This is a genomic window from Nonomuraea sp. NPDC048826, assembly GCF_043198225.1.
Taxonomy (GTDB): Bacteria; Actinomycetota; Actinomycetes; order Streptosporangiales; family Streptosporangiaceae; genus Nonomuraea.
The window spans coordinates 107,278-129,555 of record NZ_JBICUQ010000012.1 but is presented as its reverse complement, the minus strand read 5'-3'; the positions used below and the strand labels follow the sequence as shown (position 1 = coordinate 129,555).

Here is a 22,278-nt window from a genome sequence, read left to right as displayed (position 1 = left end):
TCACGGCACATGCTGAGAAGTGGTGCGGGTACCGGGGCCCGTGGAATGTCCTTGACGCGCGGAAGGTTGAAGGACGCATGAAGAAGATCGGTTTCCTGAGCTTCGGCCACTGGTCGTCCTCGCCGTACTCCCAGGCCCGCAGCGCGTCCGACACCCTGCTGCAGTCGATCGAGCTGGCGGTGGCCGCCGAGGAGCTCGGGGCCGACGGCGCCTACTTCCGCGTCCACCACTTCGCCCAGCAGCTCGCGAGCCCGTTCCCGCTGCTGGCGGCCGTGGGCGCGCGGACGAGCCGGATCGAGATCGGCACCGGCGTCATCGACATGCGGTACGAGAACCCCCTCTACATGGTCGAGGACGCCGGCGCGGCGGACCTCATCGCGGGCGGGCGGCTCCAGCTCGGCATCAGCCGCGGATCACCCGAGCAGGTGATCGACGGCTGGCGGCACTTCGGTTACGCGCCCGCCGAGGGCGAGACCGACGCCGACATGGCGCGCAGGCACGCGGAGGTCTTCCTCAAGCTGCTGGAGGGCGAGGGGTTCGCCCAGCCGAACCCGCGGCCGATGTTCCCCAACCCGCCCGGCCTGCTGCGCCTCGAACCGCACTCCGAAGGGCTGCGCCGGCGGATCTGGTGGGGGTCCGGCTCGAACGCCACCGCGAAGTGGGCCGCCGGGCTGGGCATGCACCTGATGAGCTCCACGCTCAAGGACGACGAGAACGGCAAGCCGTTCCACGTGCAGCAGGCCGAGCAGATCGCGGCCTACAAGGAGGCGTGGAAGGAGGCCGGCCACGAGGGGGAGCCGCGGGTGTCGGTGAGCCGCTCGATCATGCCGATCGTCAACGAGACCGACCGGGCGTACTTCGGGCGCGAGCGCTCCAGCACCGACCAGGTCGGCTTCATCGACGCCACCACCAGGGCGATCTTCGGGCGCACCTACGCCGCCGAGCCCGACGTGCTGGTCAAGGAGCTCGCCGCCGACGAGGCGATCGCCGCGGCCGACACGCTCCTGCTGACGGTGCCCAGCCAGCTCGGCGTGGACTACAACACCCACCTGCTCTCCTCGGTCCTGACCCACGTCGCCCCCGCACTCGGCTGGCGCTGACGACCACGTCGCGGCCGCCGTTGCGCCCGCGCCCTGCGCGACCTGGGCCTCGCCTAGCCGGCCAGCACGGACAGCACGGACTTGGTGACCACCTCCGCGGCGTCGTGCGGGGCCAGGCGGCCCGCCCGGAGCTCGGCCGCCGCGCCGTGCAGGATGTACTGCACGACGCTGACCAGCCATGAGGTGGGCAGGTCGGTGCGGAAGTGACCCTGATCCTGGCCGCGGCGGATGAGCTCGGTCATGCGCTGGACGGGTTTCTCGTGCAGCTGCCGGATCCGTCCCGGCGGGAGGACCTCCTCGGCCGCGGCCAGCAGCGCCGCGGACTCGGCCACGATCTGCCAGCTTGACGCCAGCAGGCGCGTCATGGCCTCGCGGGCGTTCCCTGCCAGGTCGATGGCCGACAGGGTCTCGTCGCCCGCCTTCAGCGCGTCCATGAACGCCGCTTCGACGAGCTCGGCCCGGGTGCCGAAGTGTCCGTACAGGGTCATCCGCCCGACGCCCGCGGCTTTCGCGATGTCGTCCGTCTTCGCGGTCGGATCAGAGCTCAGCAGGGCGCGTGCCGCGGACACGATGCGGGCGATGCTGCGCTCGGCATCGGCCCTGCGCTTGGGGCGCACGGATGGATCGACCATGCCAACACACTAACGCGTACGGCCATGTACGAGTTATAGTCAGGGCAAAGCTCGTATATGGATGTACGAGTTCTTGGCATGGAGACCTCATGAACCAACCAACCGCACAGCCCGGCGCACACCCCACGCGCTGGCGCATCCTCGGCCTGCTCGGGGTCGCGCAGCTCATGCTGATCCTGGACGTCACCGTCGTCGCGATCGCGCTGCCTCACATCGAGACGGATCTCGGGCTCACCCGTGAGGCGCTGACCTGGACCGTCAGCGCCTACACGCTCACCTTCGGCGGGCTGATGCTGCTCGGCGGGCGGATCTCCGACCTGGTCGGGGCCAAGCGCGTCATGCTCGCCGGGCTCCTGCTCTTCACCGCCGCCTCGCTGGCCACCGGGCTGGCGGACTCCGGGGCCATGCTGGTGGGCGGTCGCATCGCCCAGGGGGTCGGCGCGGCCCTGCTGTCGCCGTCGGCGCTGTCCCTGGTGGTGACCCTGTTCGACGGAGACGAGCGGAACAAGGCGCTGGGCATCTGGTCCGCGCTCGGCGGCGGCGGCGCCGCCCTGGGCGTCCTGCTCGGCGGCCTCCTGACGGCGGGACCCGGCTGGTCCTGGGTCTTCTACGTCAACGTGCCCATCGGGCTGGTGATCGCCGGGGTGCTCGCCGTCCTGGTGCCGAACCAGCGGGCGTGGGCGGCGGGACGGCCGCGGCTGGACGTCCTCGGCGCGGTCCTGGTGACGGCCGCCACGGCGTCGCTGATCTACGCGCTCATCGACGCCGGTGAGCGGGGCTGGCTCACGCCGTTCATCGGCTGGCTCGTCCTGGCCGCCGTGGTGGGCTACGTCCTGTTCGTCGTGTGGCAGAGGCGGGCGCGCTCGCCGCTGATGGACGTCCGGCTGCTCGTGCGGCGGCCCGTGGCGACCGGCGCGTTCCTCATCCTGATGGCGACCGCCCTGATGATCGCCGTCTTCTTCCTGGGCACCTTCTACTTCCAGCAGGCCCAGGGATACGGCGCGCTGCACACGGGGCTGCTGTTCCTCCCCGTGGCGGTGGCCACGATGCTCGGCGCCAATCTGACCGGCCGCCTGATCGGCCGCTGGGGCGGGCGCGCTCTGGCCGTCGGCGGTCTGGCGGTGGCGGCCGTCGGCATGGCCGTACCCGCCGTGTCGCTGCACCCGGTCGCCGTCGTGATCGGCGTCTCCGTCGCGGCCTCGGGCACCGGTGCGCTGTTCGTCGTCGCCTCGGCGATCGCGCTCGGTCAGGTGGCGCCCCAGGAGGCCGGGATCGCCTCCGGCATCGTGAGCACCTTCCACGAGTTCGGCGCGTCCCTCGGCGCCGCGATCGTGTCCAGCGTCGCCGCCGCGAGCCTGACGGGGACCACGCTGAGCGGTTTCGCCGGCGGGTTCACCGTGGCCGCCGTCGCGGCGGCGGTCGCTGTCGTGATCGCCGCGCTGATGACGCCCGGCAGGCCGCGACAGGAGGAGCCCGCGCTTTCCTGATGCTGACGCCGCCGCAGGTCGCCCGTTCGCCGCCTTACGTCAAGTCTGTGCCACTTTTCCCCGAATCTGGTCCGTTGTCCGATTCTCGGGTAGGGCACGCCGCGGCGAGCGGGCGCCGGCGCGTTCGGGGTCTGTTCCGCCTGCACGGGACACGTGCGGGTCGAGATGGTGAGCGGGAAGGAGCGCTGATCATGTCGGACAGGTTGCAGGTGGCCTTCGCCGTACTCGCGGGGTACTACCTCGGAAGGCGCCGCAAGCTGCGCACGGCGGCGGCCCTGGCGGCGGCGGGGCTGGCGGGACGCGCGAGCTGCGGCGAGGGAGGAGCGCTCGGGCAAGGCATCAAGGCCCTGGGTTCCAACGTGGAGCTGCAGCAGATCACCGGCCGCCTGCGCGGCGAGCTCATGGAGGTCGGCAAGGCGGCGGCGCTCACCGCGGCGAGCAGGCAGATCGACTCCCTGAGCCAGAGGCTGCAGGCGCGCGCGGAGACGCTGACGGAGTCCGGCGAAGCCGAGGAGCAGACCGCGAAGAAGCAGGAGTCCAGCGACGAGGACGCGGACTACGACGAAGAGGATTACGGCGAGGAGGACTACGCGGAAGAAGCCGAGGAACCGCCGCCGGCCAGGAAGCGGGCACAGCCTGAGGAGAAGCCCGCGCACGGCAGGCCGCGGCGGGCGCGTCCGGTTCGGCGGGTCAGCCAGTCACGGGGGTGAGTGAAGTGGCTGAGGCGAAGACAGTGCGGAAGGCGGCGACCGGAGCCGTCCGGAGAACGGGGGACAAGGCCGCGAAGACGGCCCGCCGGGGTGGCGAGGCCGCGACGGGCGCGGTCGAGGACCAGGTGAAGGACCAGGCGAAGGACGTCGCCGACAAGGCCGGAGAAGCCGGGGAGGGCATCACCGGCAGCCTGCCGGTGAACCGGCTGGTGGAATCCGCTCAGGGTCTCCTGCAGGCCGCGGGCACCCGGGTGCTGTCCTCCGCGGGAGACAAGATCGAGGGACTGACCGGCCGCCTCACCGACTACGTGGAACACGGCGGCAAGGGCTTGATGGGCGCCGTGACCGGCTCGGACAAACCGGGCGGCTTTGTGAGCGGAGCGCTGAAGGGCGGCCTGAAGGGCGGTCTGAAAGGCGTCCTGCAGCGGATCACCGGAGGCGGCGGCGGGAAGGGTGGCCACGAGAAGATCACCAACATCGTCGAGGCGATCGACATCGGCGCCCCCAGGACCCTGGTGTACAACCAGTGGACCCAGTTCCAGGACTTCCCGACGTTCATGAAGAAGGTCGAGAACGTCAAGCAGGAGGCCGACGAGGAGCTTTCCTGGAAGGCGCAGGTCTTCTGGTCCCACCGGAGCTGGAAGGCGCACATCGTCGAGCAGATCCCGGACCGGCGGATCATCTGGCGCTCCGAGGGCCAGAAGGGCCATGTCGACGGAGCCGTGACCTTCCACGAGGTCACTCCCGATCTGACCCGGGTCCTGGTGGTGCTGGAGTACCACCCGCAGGGCCTGTTCGAGCGGACCGGCAACCTGTGGCGCGCCCAGGGCCGGCGGGTACGGCTGGAGCTCAAGCACTTCCGGCGGCACGTGATGGCGCACCTGCTGCTGAACCCGGACGAGGTGGAGGGCTGGCGCGGCGAGATCCGCGACAGCGAGGTCGTCAAGGACCACGAGACCGCCGTCCAGGAGGAGCAGGAGGAGCAGGAGGAGGAGCCCGAGGAGGGCGGGCCCGAGGAAGGCGAGCCTGAGGAAGGCGAGCCCGAGGAAGGCGAGCGGGCGGAAGCCGAGGAGCCTGAACAAGAGGAAGAGGAAGAAGAGGAGCCCGAGGAAGAGGAGGAGGAACCCGAAGAAGAAGAGGAGCCCGAAGAAGAGGAGCCCGAAGAAGAGGAAGAGCCGCCTGCGGCTCCGGCCACCGCGCGGCGCCGGGCCGGGACGTCCAGGCGTTCGGCCTCCGAGCCGGAGCGGCCGGTACGCCGCCGTCGGGGCCGAGCCGAATAGCCGGTGGCCGAAGGCCCGGCCGGCGGAATCAGGGGGATGACATGAGCGTGCAACCAGCCGGTCGCGGCGCACCGGCCGGTGGCGGCGCCTCGGGGACGAACCTGGCGGACGTCATCGACACCATTCTTGACAAGGGCCTGGTCATCGACGCGTTCGTCCGGGTCTCGCTGGTCGGCATCGAGGTGCTGACCATCGACAGCCGGATCGTCGTGGCGAGCGTCGACACCTATCTGCGGTTCGCTGAGGCGGTCAACCGGCTCGACCTGGGGGCCACGCAGAAGGGGCTGCCGGAGGTCGTCCAGGAGGTGACCCAGGCCAAGGCCGTCGACGAGGGCGACGAGCCTGCGCTGGAGGCCGCCGTCGACGAGGTGGAGGACGTGTCCGTCGAGGAGCGGCCGCGCGCGGCCCGGCGCAGAGGGGGTGGGTGACGTGTCGGCACGGGGAAGGGCATCGCGGTCTGGAGAAGGCGTGAACGGCAGCGCCGCGTACGTGTACGGGATCGTCCCCGTGGACGTCGAGGTGGAGCCCGGGACCGAGGGCGTGGGGGAGCCCGCGGGCGAGGTCCGCCTGGTGCCGTTCGGCGAGATCGCCGCCCTGGTGAGCGACGTCGAGGTGAGCCGTCCGCTGGGGCGGCCGGGAGACCTCAGGACGCACCAGCGGCTGCTCGACCAGACCTCGGCGGAGGTGCCGGTGCTGCCGTTCCGGTTCGGTGCGGTGCTGACGGACGCCGACGCCGTGGTGGAGGAGCTGCTCAAGCCGTACCACGACGACTTCGTCGGCGCGCTGCGCGACGTGGAGGGCCGGACCCAGTACGTCGTCAACGCGCGGTACGACGAGCAGGCGATCCTGGTCGAGGTGCTGGGGGAGAACGGGGAGGCCGAGATGCTCCGCCGGCGGATCGCCGGGCAGCCCGAGGCCGTGACGCGCAACGAGCGCATGCGGCTGGGGGAGATCATCGAGGGCGCCATCGCCGAGAAGCGCGAGACCGACACGGCCACGGTGGTGGAGGAGCTTTCCGACCTGTGCGAGCAGGTGGTGGTGCGGGACCCCGGCCACGAGCGCGACGCCGCGCACGTGGCCGTGCTGGTGACGCAGGACGGACAGGCCGAGTTCGAACAGGCCGTGGACGAGCTGGCCGGCCGGTGGCAGGGGCGGGCCGAGGTCCGCCTGCTCGGGCCGATGGCGCCGTACGACTTCGTGGGCACGAGCTGACCACGGAGAGTGACGTCGTTGAGGAGTGAACAACGATGGGACTGGGGACGCTGCTTTTTGGCTGGCCGCTCATGCCGATCTACACGGTCGTCAAGCTCGGTGAGCTCCTGAGGGAGCAGGTGGAGCGGGAGCTGCACGATCCGGCCGTGGTCCGGCGCCGCCTCGAGGAGGTGGAGCAGGCCAGAGCCGCCGGCCAGATCTCCGAAGAGGAGGAGGCCAGGGCGGTGGAGGAGATCTTGCAGGGGATGGTCGGCTGGTGAGGCGTCAGCGGGGGGCCGCACCGGGGGATACGGGGGTGATGTCGTGCCTGCCAGGCAGGAGACCGAGAGCCGACGCGCGTCAGGCGGCGGGAGAGCCGACGCGGGCGGCGGGGAGCCGGCCGACCTCACGGCGGTCGTGGCGGCCGAGGTGGGGCTGCGGATGGCGACCGAGCTGACCGGCAAGGAAGCCGAGTGCGTCACGCTGGTCGAGCCGTCAGACGACGGATGGCTGGTGGGCGTCGAGATCGTGGAGGACCGACGCATCCCGTCCTCCGGCGACACCCTGGCCCTCTACGAGCTCGACCTCGACATGGCGGGCGGCCTGCTGTCCTACCGCCGGGCGCGCCGCTACAAGCGGGGCAGCGGCGATCCCGCCGAGGGCGCGCGGTGAGCGCCGCCGTGCGGCCGAGCCCCTACGTCCCCGGGTCAGCGGCCCAGCCTTCCTACGGCGGCCGCGACTCGGCCAACCTCGGCGACATCCTGGAACGGGTGCTCGACCGGGGCGTGGTGATCGCCGGTGACATCCAGGTCAACCTGCTCGACATCGAGCTGCTGACGATCAAGCTGCGCCTGCTCATCGCGTCGGTCGACACCGCCCGCGAGATGGGCATCGACTGGTGGCAGCACGACCCTTGGCTCACCGGCGAGACCCAGGAGCTGGCCAAGGAGAACCGCAAGCTGCGCCGGCGTCTCGCCGCACTGGAGGAGATGGTGGCCGCGCGGGTCGTGGAAGGCGGCGGCGCGCCCGGCCACGGTCACGGTCACGGTTCCGGGACGGTCGAACATGGCCGATGACCAGGGCGTCTATCTCTACGCGGTGACGCGTGACGAGGGTGAGGGGCCTGACGGGCTGACGGGCGTGGCGGGCGCCCCCGTGCGCCGTCTCGCGTACCGGGGGCTGGCCGCCTTCCTGGGTACGGTGCCGCTGGCGGAGTTCGGCGAGGAGCCGTTGCGGCGCTCGATGGAGGACCTCGCCTGGCTGGAGGAGACCGCGCGCGCCCACCACCGGGTGGTGGAGGCCGTCGCATGCCTGCGGCCCACGGCGCCGGTGCGGCTGGTCACCGTCTACACGGCGGAGGCGCAGGTGCGGGAGCTGCTCGACGAGCGGTACGACCAGTTCGACGCGGTGCTGCGCCGGGTCGCGGGCCGGTCGGAGTGGGGCGTGAAAGCCTACGCCGCTCCCGCCGAGCCCGTCGTCGCCGCCGCGGAGCCGGACGCGACGCCCGGTGCGGCCTACCTGAATCGCCGCCGGGCGGCCCTGCGCGGCCGGGAGGCCGATTGGCGTCGGGCCGCCGAGCACGCCGAGGCCGTGCACGAGGCGCTGATGGGCATCGCCGTCGACGGCAGACGTCACCGCGCCCAGGATCCGCAGCTTTCCGGACGACCGGAGCAGATGGTGCTCAACGGCGCCTACCTGGTGGACGAGACGCGCGCCGCCGAGTTCGCGCGGGCGGCCGAGGAGGTCGCCGGGCAGGGCGTCGTGGTGGAGCTCGTCGGCCCCTGGGCTCCCTACTCGTTCGCCGCGCTCGACCACGACGGTGAGCGGTGACGCGTCCCGCGCCGAGAGGGGCCAGGCTCGCCGCCGAGGGCCGCCTGCCCGAGCGGCGGGTGGCCCTCGTCGACCTGCTGGACCGCCTGCTGGCGGGCGGGGTGGTCGTGACGGGCGACGTGGTGCTGTCCATCTCCGGCATCGACCTCGTACGGATCTCGCTGCGGGCGTTGCTGGTGTCCGTGCGGGAGGACGACGCGATCCAGGGAGGGATGCGACATGACGGACCCGACTGGCTCCCGGCCGGTGAGGCCTGGGGAGTGGCGGCTGGAAACAGACCCTGACTCGGTGCAGCGTGACCTGAGCCGCCTGGTGCTGACGCTGGTCGAGCTGATCCGCCAGCTGGTCGAGCGCCAGTGCGTGCGCCGGATGGACCGCGGCGAGCTGACGGGGGAGCAACTGGAGGCGGTGGGGCTGACCCTGCTGCGGCTGGAGGAGGCCATGACCGAGCTGTGCGAGCGGTTCGGCCTGACCCCCGCCGACCTCAACCTCGACCTCGGGCCGCTCGGCACCCTGCTCCCGGCGGACTGAGGCGCGGGGTCAGGCCTGCCCGGCGGGGACGATCCCGTCGGAGTGGACGACCTCGTGCTGCCACCGGTCCCGTGGCTGGGTGTGCAGCCGCCAGTAGTGCTCGGCGATGTCGTCGGGGTCGAAGGCGGTGCCCGGCGCGACCGCGCCGTCGACGGTGACGCTGGCCACGTGCACCCCTGAGGAGCCGTACTCCTGGTCGAGGAGGGTCACCAGGGTGCGCACCCCGGCCTTGCCGAGCGAGAGGCTGACATACTCCCGCTTCGGCTCCGGCATCCCGCCGGTGATGAGAAAGGAACCGCTCCCGCGCCGTGCCATCGCGGGCGCGACGTGGGCGGCGGCGGTGAGCGCGCCAACCACGTTGACCGCCCAGGCGTCCAGGTGCCGGGAGGCCGGAAGCTGCCCGGGCGCGTCGCCCTGGATGACCGCCGCGTTGTAGACCACGACGTCGGGGAGGCCGTGCTCGCCGGACGCCGCGTCCAGGGCGGCGCGCAGCGCCGTCTCGTCGGTGCTGTCGGCGGTCAGCGACACGACCGGGACGCCGAAGGACGCGACCGCTTCGGCCGTGCCCTTGACCGTCTCGGGGCTCCGGGCGACGAGCGCGATCGGCAGGCCCTGCTGGGCGAACCGGCGGGCGACCGATCGGCCGATCCCCGGACCGGCCCCGATGACCACTGCTCCCGGCATGACTGACTCCCTCGATAGACGATGTCCGGCCATCGGAGACCCTAAAGATTCACACCGGTGTGAAGGTCAAGCCGGGACGCAGAATGGCAGCTGACGGATCGGCGGCAGATCGCCCGGGAGGCTCGCCTGGCCAGGATTCCCTACGACGACCGGACGGCGGCCGCGTACAAGGAGGTTCGTGAGGTCTCCCGGGACGGGCTCGCGAGCTGGCGTGAGGCGGTGCGGCGTCACCTGGACCCGTCCCCCGGAAGGCCGTGGCCGACATCGGGGCGGGGACCGGCGTGTTCGCCGCCGCCTTCCACGACTGGTTCGGGATCGACGTCGTGGCGGTGGAACCGTCGGCGGCGATGCGGGCCCGGATCCCGCCCCACCCGGCCGTCCGGGTGCTGGAGGGCCACGCCGGCGACCTCCCGCTGCCGGACGGAAGCCAGGACCAACGGGCTCGACCTGCTGGTCCTGCGCTGAGGCCTCAGGCCCGCAGCGGGTGCCCGGCCGCGTCGTCGACCAGCCCGGAGACGTCGACGGAGTCGAGCGGGACGGGCGTGAACATCGGCGGCTCCTCCTCCGGCGTGAGCGCCGTGGGACCGTAGATCCAGTCGATGAAGGAGTAGTCGTAGGTGTCGCGGGCCCGCAGCAGCGCGTTGCGCTGGAGGCGGGCGACGCCGTCCAGGTGCCACAGCTCGCCCCAGGCGCGGGCCGTGTCCAGGACGCGCCGGCAGTGCTCGGGCCGGACGGCCTCGTAGGCCGCGAGCGCGCCCTGCCAGTCGATCGAGCCGTCCTCGGCGCGGCGCGCGGCGACGTGCCTGGCGAGCACCCAGCCGTCCTCGATGGCCATGATCGCGCCCTGCGCCATGTACTGCAGCGGCGGGTGCGCGGCGTCGCCGAGCAGCGCGATGTTGCCGTCGACCCACGTCATGACGGGGTCGCGGTCGAACATCCGCCACCAGCGGTCGCGCCACATGAGCGGGATGCCCGCCCGGACCTCCTGGCAGGTCGCGGCGAAGGCGTCGTCGAGCTCGTCGGGGGTGCCCCAGTCCTGCTCCCCGGCGAGCGCCTTGGGCGACTGGAAGACCGCGACCTGGTTGAGCATCTCGCCGCCGCGCAGCCCGTACCGGACGAAGTGGCAGCGCGGCCCGACGTGCACGGAGACCTCGCTGAGGTCGACGTTCCCGCCGGCCTCCTGGATGGGGATGGCGGCGCGGTAGGCGACGTACGAGGAGCTGACCGGCTCGTCGTCGACCAGGAGCCGGCGGGCGACGGAGCGCAGGCCGTCGGCGGCGATGACGATCCGGCCCTCGTCGGTGCGGCCGTCCGCCAGCCGGACCCGGGCGCCGGACGGGGTGTTCTCGTACCCGCTGACCTTGGCGTCGGTGATCAGGTCCACGCCCGCGCGCCGGCAGGCGCGCAGGAACACGCCGTGCAGGTCGCTGCGGTGGATGACCATGTACGGGAAGCCGTACACGCGTTCCAGGTCGGCCAGGTCCAGACGGGTCAGCTCGGTGCCGTCCACGGCGTCGCGCATGACCATGCTCCCCGGCAGCACGCCGAGGCTCTTGACCTCGTCGAGCAGGCCGTAGTCGTGCAGGATCCTGGTGCAGTTGGGCGCGATCTGCAGACCGGCGCCGACTTCGCCGAACTCGCCGGCCTGCTCCAGCACGCGCACCCGCAGGCCCTCGCGGGCGAGTGCGAAGGCGGTGCTCAGGCCGCCGATGCCGCCCCCGACGACCAGGACGTCGACGGGGTCATGGGACGTGGGAGTCATCACGATCTTCTCCTTGGAGCCGGGAGGCTCACAGCCACGCCGGCAGCGCCGGAGCGGGAGAGCCGTCGGCCGCGGTCAGGACATGCGGGCGGCCGGCCAGGTAGGCCGCGACCTGCGCGAGCGGGCCGGTGACCGCGGTGGGCCCGCCTTCGCCGGGCAGCTCCCATCGGTCCCCGGTGTCGGTGGCGGTGAGGACGACGGCGGGTCCCGGCGCGTTGCCGCGCTTGGCCGCGACGTCGTCGGCCAGAGCGGTCAGGAAGCCGGCGGGAAGGTCGGCGAAGGTGACCCCGGCGGCCAGGTCCACGGCGTGCACGCACACCTCGCGGGCGCGCATCCACAGGATCTCGGTCGCCGGGACCGTGCGGCCCTGCGCGGTGACCACCTCGGCGTTCCACTGGCCGGCGCTCAGCGCGGCGGCGCCGGCGGCGAGCCGGTCCGCGGACTCGGTGAGCCAGGCGGACAACTCGGCGGCCGGCTTGACGGAGCCGGCCTCGATGTCGGCGTCGCGCTGCTCCATCGAGGAGTACATCGGGGTCTTCTCGCCGGTGGCCGCCCAGCGCACCAGGTTGCCGAGCGCGTCGGCGTTCGCCGCCACGTGCGCCACCACGTGCTTGCGCGTCCAGCCGGGGAGCCCGGACGGGGCGAGGAAGTCCTCCTCACCCCAGCCGCCGACGACGCCGAGGATCAGCTCGGTGCCGGTCTCGCTCCAGGTCCGCGCGTCCTCGAAGGTGCGGCGCATCAGGACGCGCCCTCCTTGGCCACGGTGTTCGCCAGCCGGCCGATGCCCTGGATCTCGGCCACGACGTGCTCGCCGCCGGTCAGGTAGCGCTTGGGGTCGCGGGCGTGGCCGACGCCGCCGGGGGTGCCGGTGGCGATGATGTCGCCGGGGTTGAGCCGTACCACCGTCGAGACGTACTCCACCAGCGCGACCGGGTCGAAGAGCAGGTCGCCGGTGGTGTCGTGCTGCATGACCTCGCCGTCGACGCTGAGCTTGACCGCCACCTCGGGGCGGACGCCGCCGGGCAGCTCGTCAGGAGTGACGACGTACGGGCCGACCGGGGTGGTGGAGTCCCACATCTTGCCCTGCAGCCACTCGCGGGTGCGGAACTGCCAGTCGCGGCAGGTGATGTCGTTGAGCACGGTGAAACCGGCGATCGCGGCCTCGGCCGCGGCGCCCCGCACCCGGCGGACCGGCGCGCCGATCACCACGGCGAGCTCGACCTCCCAGTCGAACTCGGCGGTCTCCTCGGGCCGGACGATGTCGTCGCCCGCGCCGACGAGGCTGTCGGCGAACTTCGCGAACAGGGTCGGGTGCCGCGGGAGGTCGCGCCCCATCTCCTGGATGTGGTTCTTGTAGTTGAGCCCCACGCAGACGACCTTCGAGGGGTTCGGGACGACCGGCGCGAAGTCCGCGCCCTCGGCCGGGTAGGTCGTGGCGGTGCCGGCGTCGGCGGCCGCCGCCTTCGCGGCCCAGTCGTCCTGGGCGAGGAACGCGCCGAGGTCCGTGGCGCCGAGGTCGACCAGCCGGTCGCCGTCGACCCGCACGGCCCTGGTCGAGCCGTCGACGCGGAGAGTGGCGAGCTTCATCGGGTGGTCCCTTCGGTACGGGTGCGGTCGAGCCGGAGAGCTTCGAAGATCGGGGAGTCGCTGAACCGGAACAGGTCCAGCCCGCCCGAGTCGGAGTCGGTGGTGCCCGACTCGGACCGGGCGGAGAAGGGCTCCCAGGACGGCACCACGAACAGGTCGCCGCGGACGACCGACCAGGTCCGGTCGCCGACGGTGACGGTGCCGGAGCCGTCGAACACCTGGTAGACCGACGACCCGGTCTCCCGTACCGGGGCGGTCTCAGCGCCGCGGGCGACGCGGTGCATCTCGACCCGGATGGTGGGCAGCACGTCGCCGCCGGTGGCCGGGTCCGTGTAGCGGACGGCGGCGTGGCCGGGCTCGACGGTGCCGCCGTGGCCCTCGGACTCCAGGGAGAGCTGGTCGGCCAGGGCGCGGTCGGTGAACTCCCACTTGTAGGCCAGCAGCGGGCTGCCGGGGCCGGGCGGGCCGGCGGACAGCGGGCGCAGCCCCGGGTGGGCCCACAGCCGCTCGGATCGGGAGCGCTCGGGCGTGACCCGCTCGGCGTCGCTGATCTCGTCGCGGCCGAACTCGAAGAACTGCGCGTCGGAGGCGTACTGGAAGGGGATGTCGAGGCCGTCGATCCAGGCCATCGGCTCGCTGGTCGCGTTGTGGTGGGCGTGCCAGTTCCAGCCGGACTGCGGCAGGAAGTCGCCGCGGCGCATCGGGACGGCGTCGCCGTTCACGACCGTCCACACCCCTTCGCCCTCGACGACGAAGCGGAAGGCGTGCTGGGTGTGGCGGTGCTCGGGGGCGTCCTCGCCGGGCATCAGGTACTGGATCGCGGCCCACAGCGTGGGGGTCGCGAAGGGGCGGCCGCCGAGGCCCGGGTTCGCCAGCGCGATCGCCCTGCGCTCACCGCCGCGGCCGACCGGGACGAGCGCGCCGGCCTGCTCGGCGAGCGCGCGCAGGTTCTCCCAGTGCCACAGGTGCGGCACCGCGCGCGACCGGGGATGCGCCGGCATCAGGTCGCCGATCTCCGTCCAGAGCGGCACCAGCAGCTCCTGCTCGAAACCGCGGTAGAGGGTCTCGAGCGCGGGTGTGACGTCGGGCTGGCCAGGCGCGCTGCTGGCCTGCAGCCGCACCGGGGACTTCTGCGTGGTCACTGGGGTGCTCATGCGGCTATTGTCGCTGTTGACGTCCCTCCAGAACGAGTAATTCTGCTCTGCGGAACCGAGAGAGCCGATGGACAAGCCGCTCAAGAACCCGCCGACGTACATGATCAACAGTGTTGATCACGCCTTGCGGATCGCCACCATGCTGCAGCTGGAGGGCGAGCTGACCGTCTCCCAGGTCGCCGAGCGGCTGGGCGTGGCCCGCTCCACCGCCCACCGGCTGCTCGCGATGCTGGTCTACCGGGACTTCGCGGTCCAGGACGACCGGCGCGTCTACCACGCCGGCCCGGTCCTGGAGCTCGCCGCCCACTCGCCCTCGCGCGCGTCCCGGCTGCGCGCCGCCACCCTGCCCCACCTGCACCGGCTGGTCGACGCGCTCGACGAGTCCGCCAACCTGGCCGTGCGCACCGGCGACACGGTCCGGTTCATCGCCAGCGTCGAATGCTTCCAGGCACTGCGGGTCAGCTCCCGCGAGGGCATGGTGTTCCCCGCCCACCGCACCACGGCCGGGCTGCTCCTGCTGGCCGAGCTGACCGACGAGGAACTGGAGGCGGTCTATCCGGCCGGGCGCTACGCCGACCGCCCCGCGGACCGGCCCGACCTCGGCCGCCTCCGCGCCGAGCTGGCCCGGGTGCGGCGCAACGGCTTCGTGCTGAACCAGGGCCGGTCCGAGCGCGGCGTGGTGGCCGTCGGCGTCCCGCTCCGCGCCCCGGACGGGGAGGCCCTGGCCGGCCTGTCGGTGTCGATGCCGAGCGCCCGCTACCACCGCCACCGGCTGCCGTCGCTGGTCGAGGCGCTCTCCCGGGTCGCGGGCGCCATCGAGGCCGACCTCGCCACCTGAACGGTTCTCACTCCCGGGCCAGGGCGCGGCGCAGGAAGTCCAGTTCGAGCAGGAGCAGGTTCTCGGCGACCTCCTCCTGGGCGGCCATGTGGGAGACGCCCGCCAGCGGCAGGACGGTGTGCGGGCGGCCCGCGGCCAGCAGCGCGGCGGACAGCCTCAGGGTGTGCGCGGCGAAGACGTTGTCGTCCGCCAGGCCGTGCACGAGCATGAGCGGGCGGCGCAGGTTGGGCGCGTCGGCCAGGATGGAGCTGCGGTCGTAGGCCTCGGGGTGCCGGTCGGGGTGGCCGAGGTAGCGTTCCTGCCAGTGGGTGTCGTACAGGCGGGCGTCGGTGACGGGCGCGCCCGCGACGGCGGCGTGGAAGACCTCCGGGTGGCGCAGGACGGCCGCGGCCGCCAGATAGCCGCCGTACGACCAGCCGCGGATCGCCACCCGGTCCAGGTCCAGATCGGGGAAGCGGGCGGCGGCCGCGCGCAGCGCGTCGGCCTGGTCCTCCAGCGCCGCGCTCAGCTTGTCGAGGTGGATGGCCCGCTCCCAGGCCGGACCCCGGCCCGGGGTGCCGCGCCCGTCGACGACCAGCACGGCGAAGCCCTGGTCGGCGAACCACTGCGGGACCGCGTAGTCGTCCAGCCAGCGCAGGACCAGCGCGCCGCCCGGCCCCGCGTACGGGCAGAGCAGGACGGGCAGCCGCCGGGAGCCCGGCACGTGGCCGGCCGGGAACAGGAGCGCGCCCCGCAGCTCCCGCTCGCCCAGCGTCACCAGCTCCACCGCCGGGCGCACCACCGGCGTCGCGCCGTTCGAGCCGATCGGCGTGGCCGCCCGCCCGTCGGTCACCGTGACCCGGACGCCGTGCTCTTCCAGGGTGCGGCTGACGACCAGGGTGACGCCGCCGCCGCGCGTCCCGGTGTGCACCCCCGGCCCGGAGGTCACCGCGCGCAGCCCCTCGGCCCTGGAGTAGCTGAACAGGTGGCGTTCGGTCGGCTCGTCGCAGCCCTGGACGAGCACGGTGTCGCCGTCCACCGCCAGCACCTGGAGCACCTGCAGGCCGGGCGGCGTGACGAGGTCGTCGCCGACCATCAGGCGGCGGGTGTCGTCGCGGTCCACGGTCCTGACCAGCTCCCCGGCCGCCGTCCTGGCGGGGGCGCCGGGCACCAGTTCCAGCCAGGCGTCGTCGGTGTCCTCGCACAGCGTCGTCGTGACGCCGGTGACGGGGTCGGCCTCCAGGACGCGGGTGGTGCGCTGGTCGCGGCTCTGCACCAGGATCAGCGGGCGGGGCCCGGTCCACGACACCGCCGCGACGTACTCGAACGCGGCCCGGTCCCAGACCACCTCGGTACGCTCCCCGTCCGGCGTGGTCAGCCAGAGCGTCACGCCGGCGTTGGCGGTGCCCGCCGCCGGATAGGCCATGGTCCTGGGCGGCCTGCCCGGATCGGCGGGCTCCGACAGGTGCCACCTGCTCACTCCGGAGTCGTCCACCCGCGCCACCAGCAGGCGGGCGCCGTCGGGCGCCCACCAGTAGCCGCGGTGCCGGCCCATCGACTCGGCCGCCACGTGCTCGGGCAGCCCCCAGGTCACCTCGGGGCCGTCGGGGGTCAGCAGCGGCTCGCCGTCGAGATGCAGCGCGCCGCCGGACACGTGGGCGACGCGCCGCCCGGCCGGGTCGAGGCGCGGGTCGGCGCCGGTCGTGCCGAGCGCGGTGATCGCGCCGGTCAGCAGGTCGACGGTGTGGAGCGCGCCGTCGAGCGCGTAGACGGCCGTGGTGACGGCGGCGTCGGTCGCGTAGGCGACGATGCCTCTCGCGCGCTCGCGGGTGCGTTCCCTGCGCGCGCGTTCCGCCTCGGGCAACGGGCCGCCCGACGGGGCGCCGGGGTCCACCAGCAGCCGCTCCTCACCGGTGGCCACGGTCAGCGTCCACAGCCCGTTGACCGGGTCGTCACCGGCCGACGACCGGAGGAACACCACCCGCGCGCCGTCAGGGGAGATCGTGAAGTCCCGGGGGACGCCGAGCTTGAACCGGGCCGTACGGGCATGCTGACGCGGAAGTGTGAGAGGAGGCATGAGGCGGATCATACGCACGGCCGCCGAACCGCCCGCAAGGCGTTTTGCCGGCCCGCTCGTCGGAGCCGCGTGCCAGGTATTGCGCCACCTCCCCCGACAGCCCAGAGCACCTGTACCGGCTCTGGGACGACGCGGTCGCCCGCTCCCGCCCTCCGGCTGGCGCCCGGTGAGCTGAACCCCGGCGGGACGGGCCCGGCGGATGGTGGAATCATGAGCTCATGAAGCCGATCTTGCTCGACACGCGCCTCCGTCTCGACCGGATCCGTGCGGCACGCCAGGTGATCGACCCGATCTACCTGGACACGCCGCAGTACGAGTGCGACGCGCTGGGGCGGCGGCTCGGCTGCGCCGTGACGGTCAAACTGGAGACGGCGAACCCGGTCCGCAGCTTCAAGGGCCGGGGCACCGAGCTCGTCGCGAGCCAGTTGACCGAGCAGGGCCGGACGGCCGTGGTGTGCGCCAGCGCGGGCAACCTCGGGCAGGCGCTCGCCTGGTCGGGACGCCGCCGCGGCCTGGAGGTGACGGTCGTGGCGCCGCGCTCGGCGCCCGCCGCCAAACTCGACCGGATCCGCGCGCTCGGCGCCGAGCTGGAGCTGGTCGCGGGTGACTTCGAAGCGGCCCGCGAACGGGCCGTGAGCCTCGCGCGGGAGCGCGACGTCCGGCTGGTCGAGGACAGCCTGGACATCGAGACGTGCGAAGGCGCGGCGACCATCGGCCTGGAGCTGGCGAGCCGGGCGGCCCCGGTCGACGCCGTCCTGATCGCCCTGGGCGGCGGCGCGATGGCCACCGGCGTCGGCTTCGTCGTGAAGAGCCTGCTGCCCGGGGTCGAGGTGATCTGCGTGCAGCCCGCCGGCGCCCCCGCGATGACCCGTTCGTGGCACGAGCGCCGGGTCGTCACCACCGAGTCCGCCGACACCATCGCCGACGGCGTCGCCGGCCGGTACCCCATCGCCGCGGTCCTGGACGACCTCCTGGAGGTGGCCGACGACGCCGTCCTCGTCCAGGAGGAGTCGATCGTCGCGGGGATGCGGCTGCTCCTGGAGCACGCCGGGCTCGTCGTCGAACCGTCGGCGGCGCTCGGCGTCGCCGCCGTGCTGGAGGACCGCGACCGGTTCGCCGGGCGGCACGTGGCCACCGTCGTCTGCGGCAGCAACGTCGACATGGACGCCTACCGCCGCTGGGTCCGCGTATGAGCGGTCGCTCATGGGGGGCGCGGGGCCCGGCATGGCGCGCAGGCCCGCGCCCGCAGCATAGTGAGGGCTCATGAAGCGATCCCTACGCGTCGCGGTCATCGGCGACCACGACCCCGCGGCCCTCACGCACCAGGCCACCGACGAGGCGCTCCGGCACACCGCCGCGCACCTCGGCGTCGAGGTGGACGTCCGCTGGCTGGCCACCGAGCCGCTCGCCGCCGACCTGACCGAGGTCGAGGCCGCCGACGTGCTGTGGTGCGCGCCGGGCAGCCCGTACCGCAGCCTGCGCGGCGCGCTCGCGGCGCTCCGGCACGGCAGGGAGCACGGCGTGCCCACGCTCGGGACGTGCGGCGGCTGCCAGCACATGGTCATCGAGTACGCCCGGCACGTGCTGGGCGTCGAGGACGCCCAGCACGCCGAGTACGACCCGTACGCCTCCACCCTGTTCGTGTCGGCCCTGACCTGCTCGCTCGCGGGCAAGACCATGCCCGTCAAGCTGGTCGCCGGCTCCCGGGTGGCGGCGCTGTACGGGCGGACCGAGGCGGAGGAGGAGTACTACTGCAACTTCGGCATCGCCCCCGACCGGCGGGCGGCCCTGCACGAAGGCGGCTTCGCGGTCACCGGCGTGGACGACGACGGCGAGCCCCGGGTGCTGGAGATCCCCGATCACCCGTACTACGTGGCCACCCTCTACGTGCCGCAGGCCCGCTCCCGTCCAGAGGCCCCGCACCCGCTGGTCGCCGGCCTGCTGCGGGCCGCGCTGTGACGCTCGCCCAGCTCCGCATCCTGCGGGCGGTGGCGCGGATCGGCAGCATGACCAGGGCCGCCGAGGAGCTCGGCACCACCCAGTCGGCGGTGAGCCACGCGCTGCGCGCACTGGAGAGCGAGCTCGGGGTCCCACTGCTGGTACGGGGCAACCACGGGGTGAGCCTGACCGCGGCGGGGCGGGCCGTGTGCCGCCGCGCCACCCTCATCCTCGCCCAGGTGGAGGCGCTGGAACGGGAGGCGGCCGCGGCCCGGGAGCAGGAGCGCGGCAGCCTGCGCGTCGGCGCCATCCCCAGCGCGAACGTCCGGCTGCTGCCGCCGGTCCTGCGACGGTTCGGTGACGCGCATCCGCGGGTGCGGCTCACCGTGATGGAGGGCTCGGACGACGAGGTGCTGGAGTGGCTCGAAACGGGGGCGGCCGACATCGTGACCGTCTCCGCCGGCCCCGGGGCGGCGCTGCCCGCCGGGCCGGTGACGCGGCCGCTGGCCGAGGACCGCATGCTGGCCGTCCTGCCCGCCGGACACGAGCTGGGCACGCGTCCCGGGGTGCGGGTGGCCGAGCTGGCCCGGCATCCGTTCATCATGTCCACCGGCGGCTGCGAGCCGCTGATCACCGCGCTCGCGGGCGCGGCGGGGGTCGGCCTGAAGTGCCACTACCGGGTACGCGACGTCACCAGCATCCTCGCCATGGTCGCCGAGGGGCTGGGCGTGAGCATCATCCCCGAGCTGTCCCTGCCCGGCCACCGGGAGGGCGTGCACGTGGTCCCGCTGGACCCGGCCGCCGGGCGCACCGTCCTCCTGGCCCTGCCCGCCGACCCGCTCCCCGCGGCCGCCGCCTTCGCCGACCTGGCCGTGGCCCTGACCCCCTTCCCCGCCTCCGGGTAACACGTTCGTCACTTTGCGTGCTCACGCGAGCAACCTGGAGGCATGAGGAAGGCGACGGGGAACGGGCCGCTTCCTCGACGGCGCGCAGCACCACCTTGACCCGGTCGGAGAGTCGCGGCCTTCCGGAGTGAGCTCCGGTGCCGGTGGAATGTCCTCATGGTTACCGAGACTCCCGCCGACCTGCTGGCCCGGCTGATCGCCATCGACTCCGTCAACCCCGACCTCGTGGCCGGCGGCGCCGGTGAGTCCGCCGTCGCCGGCTTCTGTGCCGCATGGCTGGCCGCCCGCGGCTTCGAGGTGCGCCTCCTGGACAAGCGCGGCGGCCGGCCCTCGGTCGTCGCGGTCGCCCGCGGCACCGGCGGCGGCCGGTCCCTCATGCTCAACGGCCACCTCGACACGGTGGGCCTGACCGGCTACGAGGGCGACCCGCTGGAGCCGTGCGTCCGCGACGGCAAGATGTACGGCCGGGGCGCCTTCGACATGAAGAGCGGGCTGGCGGCCATGATGGTGGCGGCCGTCAGGGCCACCTCAGGCGGGCGGCCGCGCGGCGACGTGATCCTCGCCTGCGTCGCCGACGAGGAGCACGGCAGCTCCGGCACCGAGGAGGTGCTGGAGTCGTACACCGCCGACGCGGCCGTCGTCACCGAACCGTCCCATCTCGAAGTCACCCTCGCGCACAAGGGCTTCGCCTGGTTCGACGTGGAGATCGAGGGCCGCGCGGCTCACGGTTCGCGGCCCGACCTGGGCGTCGACGCCATCGCCAAGGCGGGACACTTCCTGGTCGCGCTGGAGGAACTGGGGGCGAGCCTGGCCCGGGGCCCGGCCCACCCCCTTCTCGGCACCGGCACGGTGCACGCCTCCGTGATCCACGGCGGCCAGGAGGCCTCCACCTACCCGGCGCGCTGCCGCGTCACGCTGGAGCGCCGCACGGTCCCGGGGGAGGACGCCGCCACGGTCGAGGCCGAGCTGACCGCCGTGCTCGGCCGCCTCGCCGCCACGGTGCCCGGCTTCCGTTACCGCCTGGTGCCCGGCCTGCACCGCGACCCGTTCCAGGCCGACCCGGAAGGGGAGATCGTCCGTACGCTGACCCGGCACGCCGAGGCGGTGCTCGGGCATCCGCCGGTGGTGCGCGGCGAGCCCTTCTGGACGGACGCGGCCCTGCTGGACCGCGCGGGCATCCCCAGCCTGCTGTTCGGCGTCGACGGTGAGGGCGCCCACGCGGCCTCCGAGTGCGTGGACCTGGCCTCGCTGGACCGCCTCACCGCCGTGCTCGCCGCCACCGTCACGGAGTTCTGCTCCTGACTCGGCGGGACTCAGTGGGGGACGACGCGCAGGATCCCGGCCGCCGGCCACATGGCCGCCGCGTGCTCGCGCACCAGGTCGTGCATCCGGTACCGTCCCGGCCCGGTCTCCTGCAGCAGGTGGACGTCCGTCAGCTCGTCCAGCAGCCGGGCCGCCTGCGGTGCGGGCATGCCCAGCACCGCGGCGGCCGCGCCGACGCCGAAGTCGGCCGACGTGACCGCGCCGCCGCCTGAGCCCAGCAGCCGGTACGCCCGCCGCTGCTCGTCGGGCAGCCGCTCGTACGACCGGTCCAGGGCGTCGGCGACCCCGTACCGTCCGTCGGTCAGCTCGGCCAGCCGCCCCCGCGCCAGCCGGTCGAGCAGATGCCGCACCTCCCAGGCCGGGCGCGTCCGGAGCCGGGCGGCGGCGATCCGGACGGCGAGGGGGAGCAGCCCGCAGCGCCGCACCACGTCGGCCAGGACGCTCACGGGGGCGTCCGCGCCCCGCCCGGCCACCCGGACGAACAGGTCGATCGCGTCCGCGAGCGGCAGGACCCCGAGTGTCAGGCCGCGGGCATCGCCGTGGCAGGTCAGCCGGCGACGGCTGGTGACGATCACCCGGCAGCCGGGCGCGGCGGGCAGCAGCGGCTGGATCTGGTGCTCGTCGGCGGCGTCGTCCAGCACGATCAGGAACCGGCGCCCGGCCAGCACGCTGCGGTAGAGCGCGGCGCGGTCGTCGTGATGCCACGGGATGTGCTCCCCCGGGACGCCGAGCGCGCGCAGCACGCGGGCCAGGACCGGGCCCGGCCCGACCGGCGCCGTCCCCCGCGCGTGCCCGTGCAGGTCCACGAAGAGCTGGCCGTCAGGGAACAGCGGCGCCAGCCGATGGGCGGCGTGCACGGCCAGCGCCGTCTTGCCGATCCCCGCCATGCCGTCGACGCAGACCACCGGCACGGCCGCGCCGCCGAGGCGATCCGTCATGACCGCCAGCTCCCGATCCCGCCCGACCAGCGCGACCACGTCGGCGGGCAACTGCCGGGGCACGGCCACCGGTGTCCCGGCGGGCGCCGCCGGGCCGTGGACGGCGGCGTTCAGCGTCGCCCGCTCCGCGCCGTCCAGCCCCAGCGCGTCCGCCAGCAGCAGGATGGACGCGGCGCGAGGCCGGGAAAGCCGGTCGCCCTCCATGCGGCGCACCGTTCTCACATTGAGACCGGCCCGTTCGGCGAGCCGCTCCTGGGTCAGCAGCGCCCTCAGCCGCCACCTCCGCAGCAGCGTCCCCAAGGACGGCCCGGCACAGGGATCCCCCACGGTCC

24 protein-coding genes and 2 pseudogenes are annotated in these 22,278 nt (G+C 73.5%); 18 read left to right on the top strand and 8 right to left on the bottom strand.

Features of this window, described 5'->3' with window-relative positions:
• Window positions 1-77 precede the first annotated feature (77 nt).
• On the top strand, window positions 78-1,100 hold the full coding sequence (locus ACGFI7_RS37025) for an LLM class flavin-dependent oxidoreductase (RefSeq protein ID WP_393413090.1): 1,023 nt from the start codon (window positions 78-80) through the stop codon (window positions 1,098-1,100).
• Between the two features lie 53 nt (window positions 1,101-1,153).
• Here the strand turns inward: ACGFI7_RS37025 and ACGFI7_RS37020 are convergent, their stop codons facing one another.
• Window positions 1,154-1,732, bottom strand: a complete 579-nt coding sequence (locus ACGFI7_RS37020; RefSeq protein WP_393413088.1) for a TetR/AcrR family transcriptional regulator — start codon at window positions 1,730-1,732, stop codon at window positions 1,154-1,156.
• Window positions 1,733-1,821: 89 nt separating this feature from the next.
• Between ACGFI7_RS37020 and ACGFI7_RS37015 the strand changes: the two genes are divergently transcribed.
• The 11 genes and pseudogenes from ACGFI7_RS37015 to ACGFI7_RS36965 all read left to right on the top strand — a co-directional run bounded on the left by ACGFI7_RS37015 (window position 1,822) and on the right by ACGFI7_RS36965 (window position 8,761).
• Window positions 1,822-3,219 (top strand): MFS transporter, encoded by a 1,398-nt coding sequence (locus ACGFI7_RS37015; protein WP_393413086.1) that lies wholly within the window; start codon window positions 1,822-1,824, stop codon window positions 3,217-3,219.
• Between the two features lie 191 nt (window positions 3,220-3,410).
• Window positions 3,411-3,929: a hypothetical protein gene (locus ACGFI7_RS37010; RefSeq protein ID WP_393413084.1), complete on the top strand. Its 519-nt coding sequence runs from the start codon at window positions 3,411-3,413 to the stop codon at window positions 3,927-3,929.
• Window positions 3,930-3,934: 5 nt separating this feature from the next.
• Complete coding sequence (locus ACGFI7_RS37005) at window positions 3,935-5,209, top strand: SRPBCC family protein (protein ID WP_393413082.1); 1,275 nt, start codon at window positions 3,935-3,937, stop codon at window positions 5,207-5,209.
• 41 nt (window positions 5,210-5,250) lie between these two features.
• Window positions 5,251-5,460, top strand: a pseudogene (gene gvpJ / locus ACGFI7_RS37000) (gas vesicle protein GvpJ); the annotation flags it as partial.
• A gap of 217 nt (window positions 5,461-5,677) precedes the next feature.
• On the top strand, window positions 5,678-6,421 hold the full coding sequence (locus ACGFI7_RS36995) for a GvpL/GvpF family gas vesicle protein (RefSeq protein WP_393413080.1): 744 nt from the start codon (window positions 5,678-5,680) through the stop codon (window positions 6,419-6,421).
• Window positions 6,422-6,456: 35 nt separating this feature from the next.
• Complete coding sequence (locus ACGFI7_RS36990) at window positions 6,457-6,681, top strand: gas vesicle protein GvpG (RefSeq protein ID WP_393413078.1); 225 nt, start codon at window positions 6,457-6,459, stop codon at window positions 6,679-6,681.
• A 43-nt stretch (window positions 6,682-6,724) separates the two neighbouring features.
• Window positions 6,725-7,072: a gas vesicle protein GvpO gene (gene gvpO / locus ACGFI7_RS36985; protein WP_393413076.1), complete on the top strand. Its 348-nt coding sequence runs from the start codon at window positions 6,725-6,727 to the stop codon at window positions 7,070-7,072.
• Complete coding sequence (gvpJ, locus tag ACGFI7_RS36980) at window positions 7,069-7,476, top strand: gas vesicle protein GvpJ (RefSeq protein WP_393413074.1); 408 nt, start codon at window positions 7,069-7,071, stop codon at window positions 7,474-7,476. Before gvpO ends, gvpJ (ACGFI7_RS36980) begins: the two co-directional genes overlap by 4 nt.
• On the top strand, window positions 7,466-8,230 hold the full coding sequence (locus ACGFI7_RS36975; protein WP_393413072.1) for a GvpL/GvpF family gas vesicle protein: 765 nt from the start codon (window positions 7,466-7,468) through the stop codon (window positions 8,228-8,230). Before gvpJ (ACGFI7_RS36980) ends, ACGFI7_RS36975 begins: the two co-directional genes overlap by 11 nt.
• Window positions 8,227-8,514, top strand: coding sequence for a gas vesicle protein GvpJ (gene gvpJ, locus ACGFI7_RS36970; RefSeq protein ID WP_393413070.1), 288 nt, complete (start codon window positions 8,227-8,229; stop codon window positions 8,512-8,514). The genes ACGFI7_RS36975 and gvpJ (ACGFI7_RS36970) overlap by 4 nt, the downstream gene beginning before the upstream one ends.
• 4 nt (window positions 8,515-8,518) lie before the next feature.
• A complete protein-coding gene (locus ACGFI7_RS36965; protein WP_393413068.1) occupies window positions 8,519-8,761 on the top strand; it encodes a gas vesicle protein K in 243 nt (80 codons plus the stop codon).
• Window positions 8,762-8,770: 9 nt separating this feature from the next.
• On the opposite strand, the gene ACGFI7_RS36960 is transcribed toward ACGFI7_RS36965, so the two are convergent.
• On the bottom strand, window positions 8,771-9,445 hold the full coding sequence (locus tag ACGFI7_RS36960) for an SDR family NAD(P)-dependent oxidoreductase (protein WP_393413066.1): 675 nt from the start codon (window positions 9,443-9,445) through the stop codon (window positions 8,771-8,773).
• Window positions 9,446-9,699: 254 nt separating this feature from the next.
• On the opposite strand from ACGFI7_RS36960, the pseudogene ACGFI7_RS36955 reads away from it, so the two are divergent.
• Window positions 9,700-9,867 (top strand): annotated as a pseudogene (locus ACGFI7_RS36955) (class I SAM-dependent methyltransferase); the annotation flags it as partial.
• Window positions 9,868-9,914: 47 nt separating this feature from the next.
• Here the strand turns inward: ACGFI7_RS36955 and ACGFI7_RS36950 are convergent.
• From ACGFI7_RS36950 to ACGFI7_RS36935, 4 genes are read right to left on the bottom strand one after another with little or no spacing between them, the layout of a single operon-like run.
• Complete coding sequence (locus ACGFI7_RS36950) at window positions 9,915-11,207, bottom strand: FAD-dependent oxidoreductase (RefSeq protein ID WP_393413420.1); 1,293 nt, start codon at window positions 11,205-11,207, stop codon at window positions 9,915-9,917.
• A 28-nt stretch (window positions 11,208-11,235) separates the two neighbouring features.
• Window positions 11,236-11,946, bottom strand: a complete 711-nt coding sequence (locus ACGFI7_RS36945) for a maleylpyruvate isomerase family mycothiol-dependent enzyme (protein ID WP_393413064.1) — start codon at window positions 11,944-11,946, stop codon at window positions 11,236-11,238.
• A complete protein-coding gene (locus ACGFI7_RS36940; protein WP_393413062.1) occupies window positions 11,946-12,794 on the bottom strand; it encodes a fumarylacetoacetate hydrolase family protein in 849 nt (282 codons plus the stop codon). The genes ACGFI7_RS36945 and ACGFI7_RS36940 overlap by 1 nt, the downstream gene beginning before the upstream one ends.
• The gene (locus ACGFI7_RS36935) at window positions 12,791-13,948 is read right to left on the bottom strand and encodes a cupin domain-containing protein (protein ID WP_393413060.1); all 1,158 of its coding nucleotides are present in this window, start codon (window positions 13,946-13,948) and stop codon (window positions 12,791-12,793) included. The genes ACGFI7_RS36940 and ACGFI7_RS36935 overlap by 4 nt, the downstream gene beginning before the upstream one ends.
• A 67-nt stretch (window positions 13,949-14,015) precedes the next feature.
• On the opposite strand from ACGFI7_RS36935, the gene ACGFI7_RS36930 reads away from it, so the two are divergent.
• Window positions 14,016-14,786, top strand: a complete 771-nt coding sequence (locus tag ACGFI7_RS36930; RefSeq protein ID WP_393413058.1) for an IclR family transcriptional regulator — start codon at window positions 14,016-14,018, stop codon at window positions 14,784-14,786.
• A gap of 7 nt (window positions 14,787-14,793) precedes the next feature.
• Here ACGFI7_RS36930 and ACGFI7_RS36925 read toward each other — a convergent pair whose 3' ends face one another.
• The gene (locus ACGFI7_RS36925; protein WP_393413056.1) at window positions 14,794-16,842 is read right to left on the bottom strand and encodes a prolyl oligopeptidase family serine peptidase; all 2,049 of its coding nucleotides are present in this window, start codon (window positions 16,840-16,842) and stop codon (window positions 14,794-14,796) included.
• Between the two features lie 218 nt (window positions 16,843-17,060).
• On the opposite strand from ACGFI7_RS36925, the gene ACGFI7_RS36920 reads away from it, so the two are divergent.
• The 4 genes from ACGFI7_RS36920 (at window position 17,061) to ACGFI7_RS36905 (ending at window position 20,987) form a co-directional block, all read left to right on the top strand.
• On the top strand, window positions 17,061-18,035 hold the full coding sequence (locus ACGFI7_RS36920) for a threonine/serine dehydratase (protein WP_393413054.1): 975 nt from the start codon (window positions 17,061-17,063) through the stop codon (window positions 18,033-18,035).
• A 70-nt stretch (window positions 18,036-18,105) separates the two neighbouring features.
• Entirely contained in the window at window positions 18,106-18,801 is a 696-nt protein-coding gene (locus ACGFI7_RS36915; protein WP_393413052.1) for a hypothetical protein, read from the top strand.
• On the top strand, window positions 18,798-19,685 hold the full coding sequence (locus ACGFI7_RS36910; RefSeq protein WP_393413050.1) for a LysR family transcriptional regulator: 888 nt from the start codon (window positions 18,798-18,800) through the stop codon (window positions 19,683-19,685). The genes ACGFI7_RS36915 and ACGFI7_RS36910 overlap by 4 nt, the downstream gene beginning before the upstream one ends.
• Before the next feature lie 156 nt (window positions 19,686-19,841).
• Window positions 19,842-20,987, top strand: a complete 1,146-nt coding sequence (locus ACGFI7_RS36905) for an ArgE/DapE family deacylase (protein ID WP_393413048.1) — start codon at window positions 19,842-19,844, stop codon at window positions 20,985-20,987.
• Window positions 20,988-20,998: 11 nt separating this feature from the next.
• Here ACGFI7_RS36905 and ACGFI7_RS36900 read toward each other — a convergent pair whose 3' ends face one another.
• Window positions 20,999-22,273 carry an ATP-binding protein gene (locus ACGFI7_RS36900; protein ID WP_393413046.1) on the bottom strand — a complete coding sequence of 425 codons (1,275 nt, stop codon included), beginning with the start codon at window positions 22,271-22,273 and terminating at the stop codon, window positions 20,999-21,001.
• Between the last annotated feature and the right edge of the window lie 5 nt (window positions 22,274-22,278).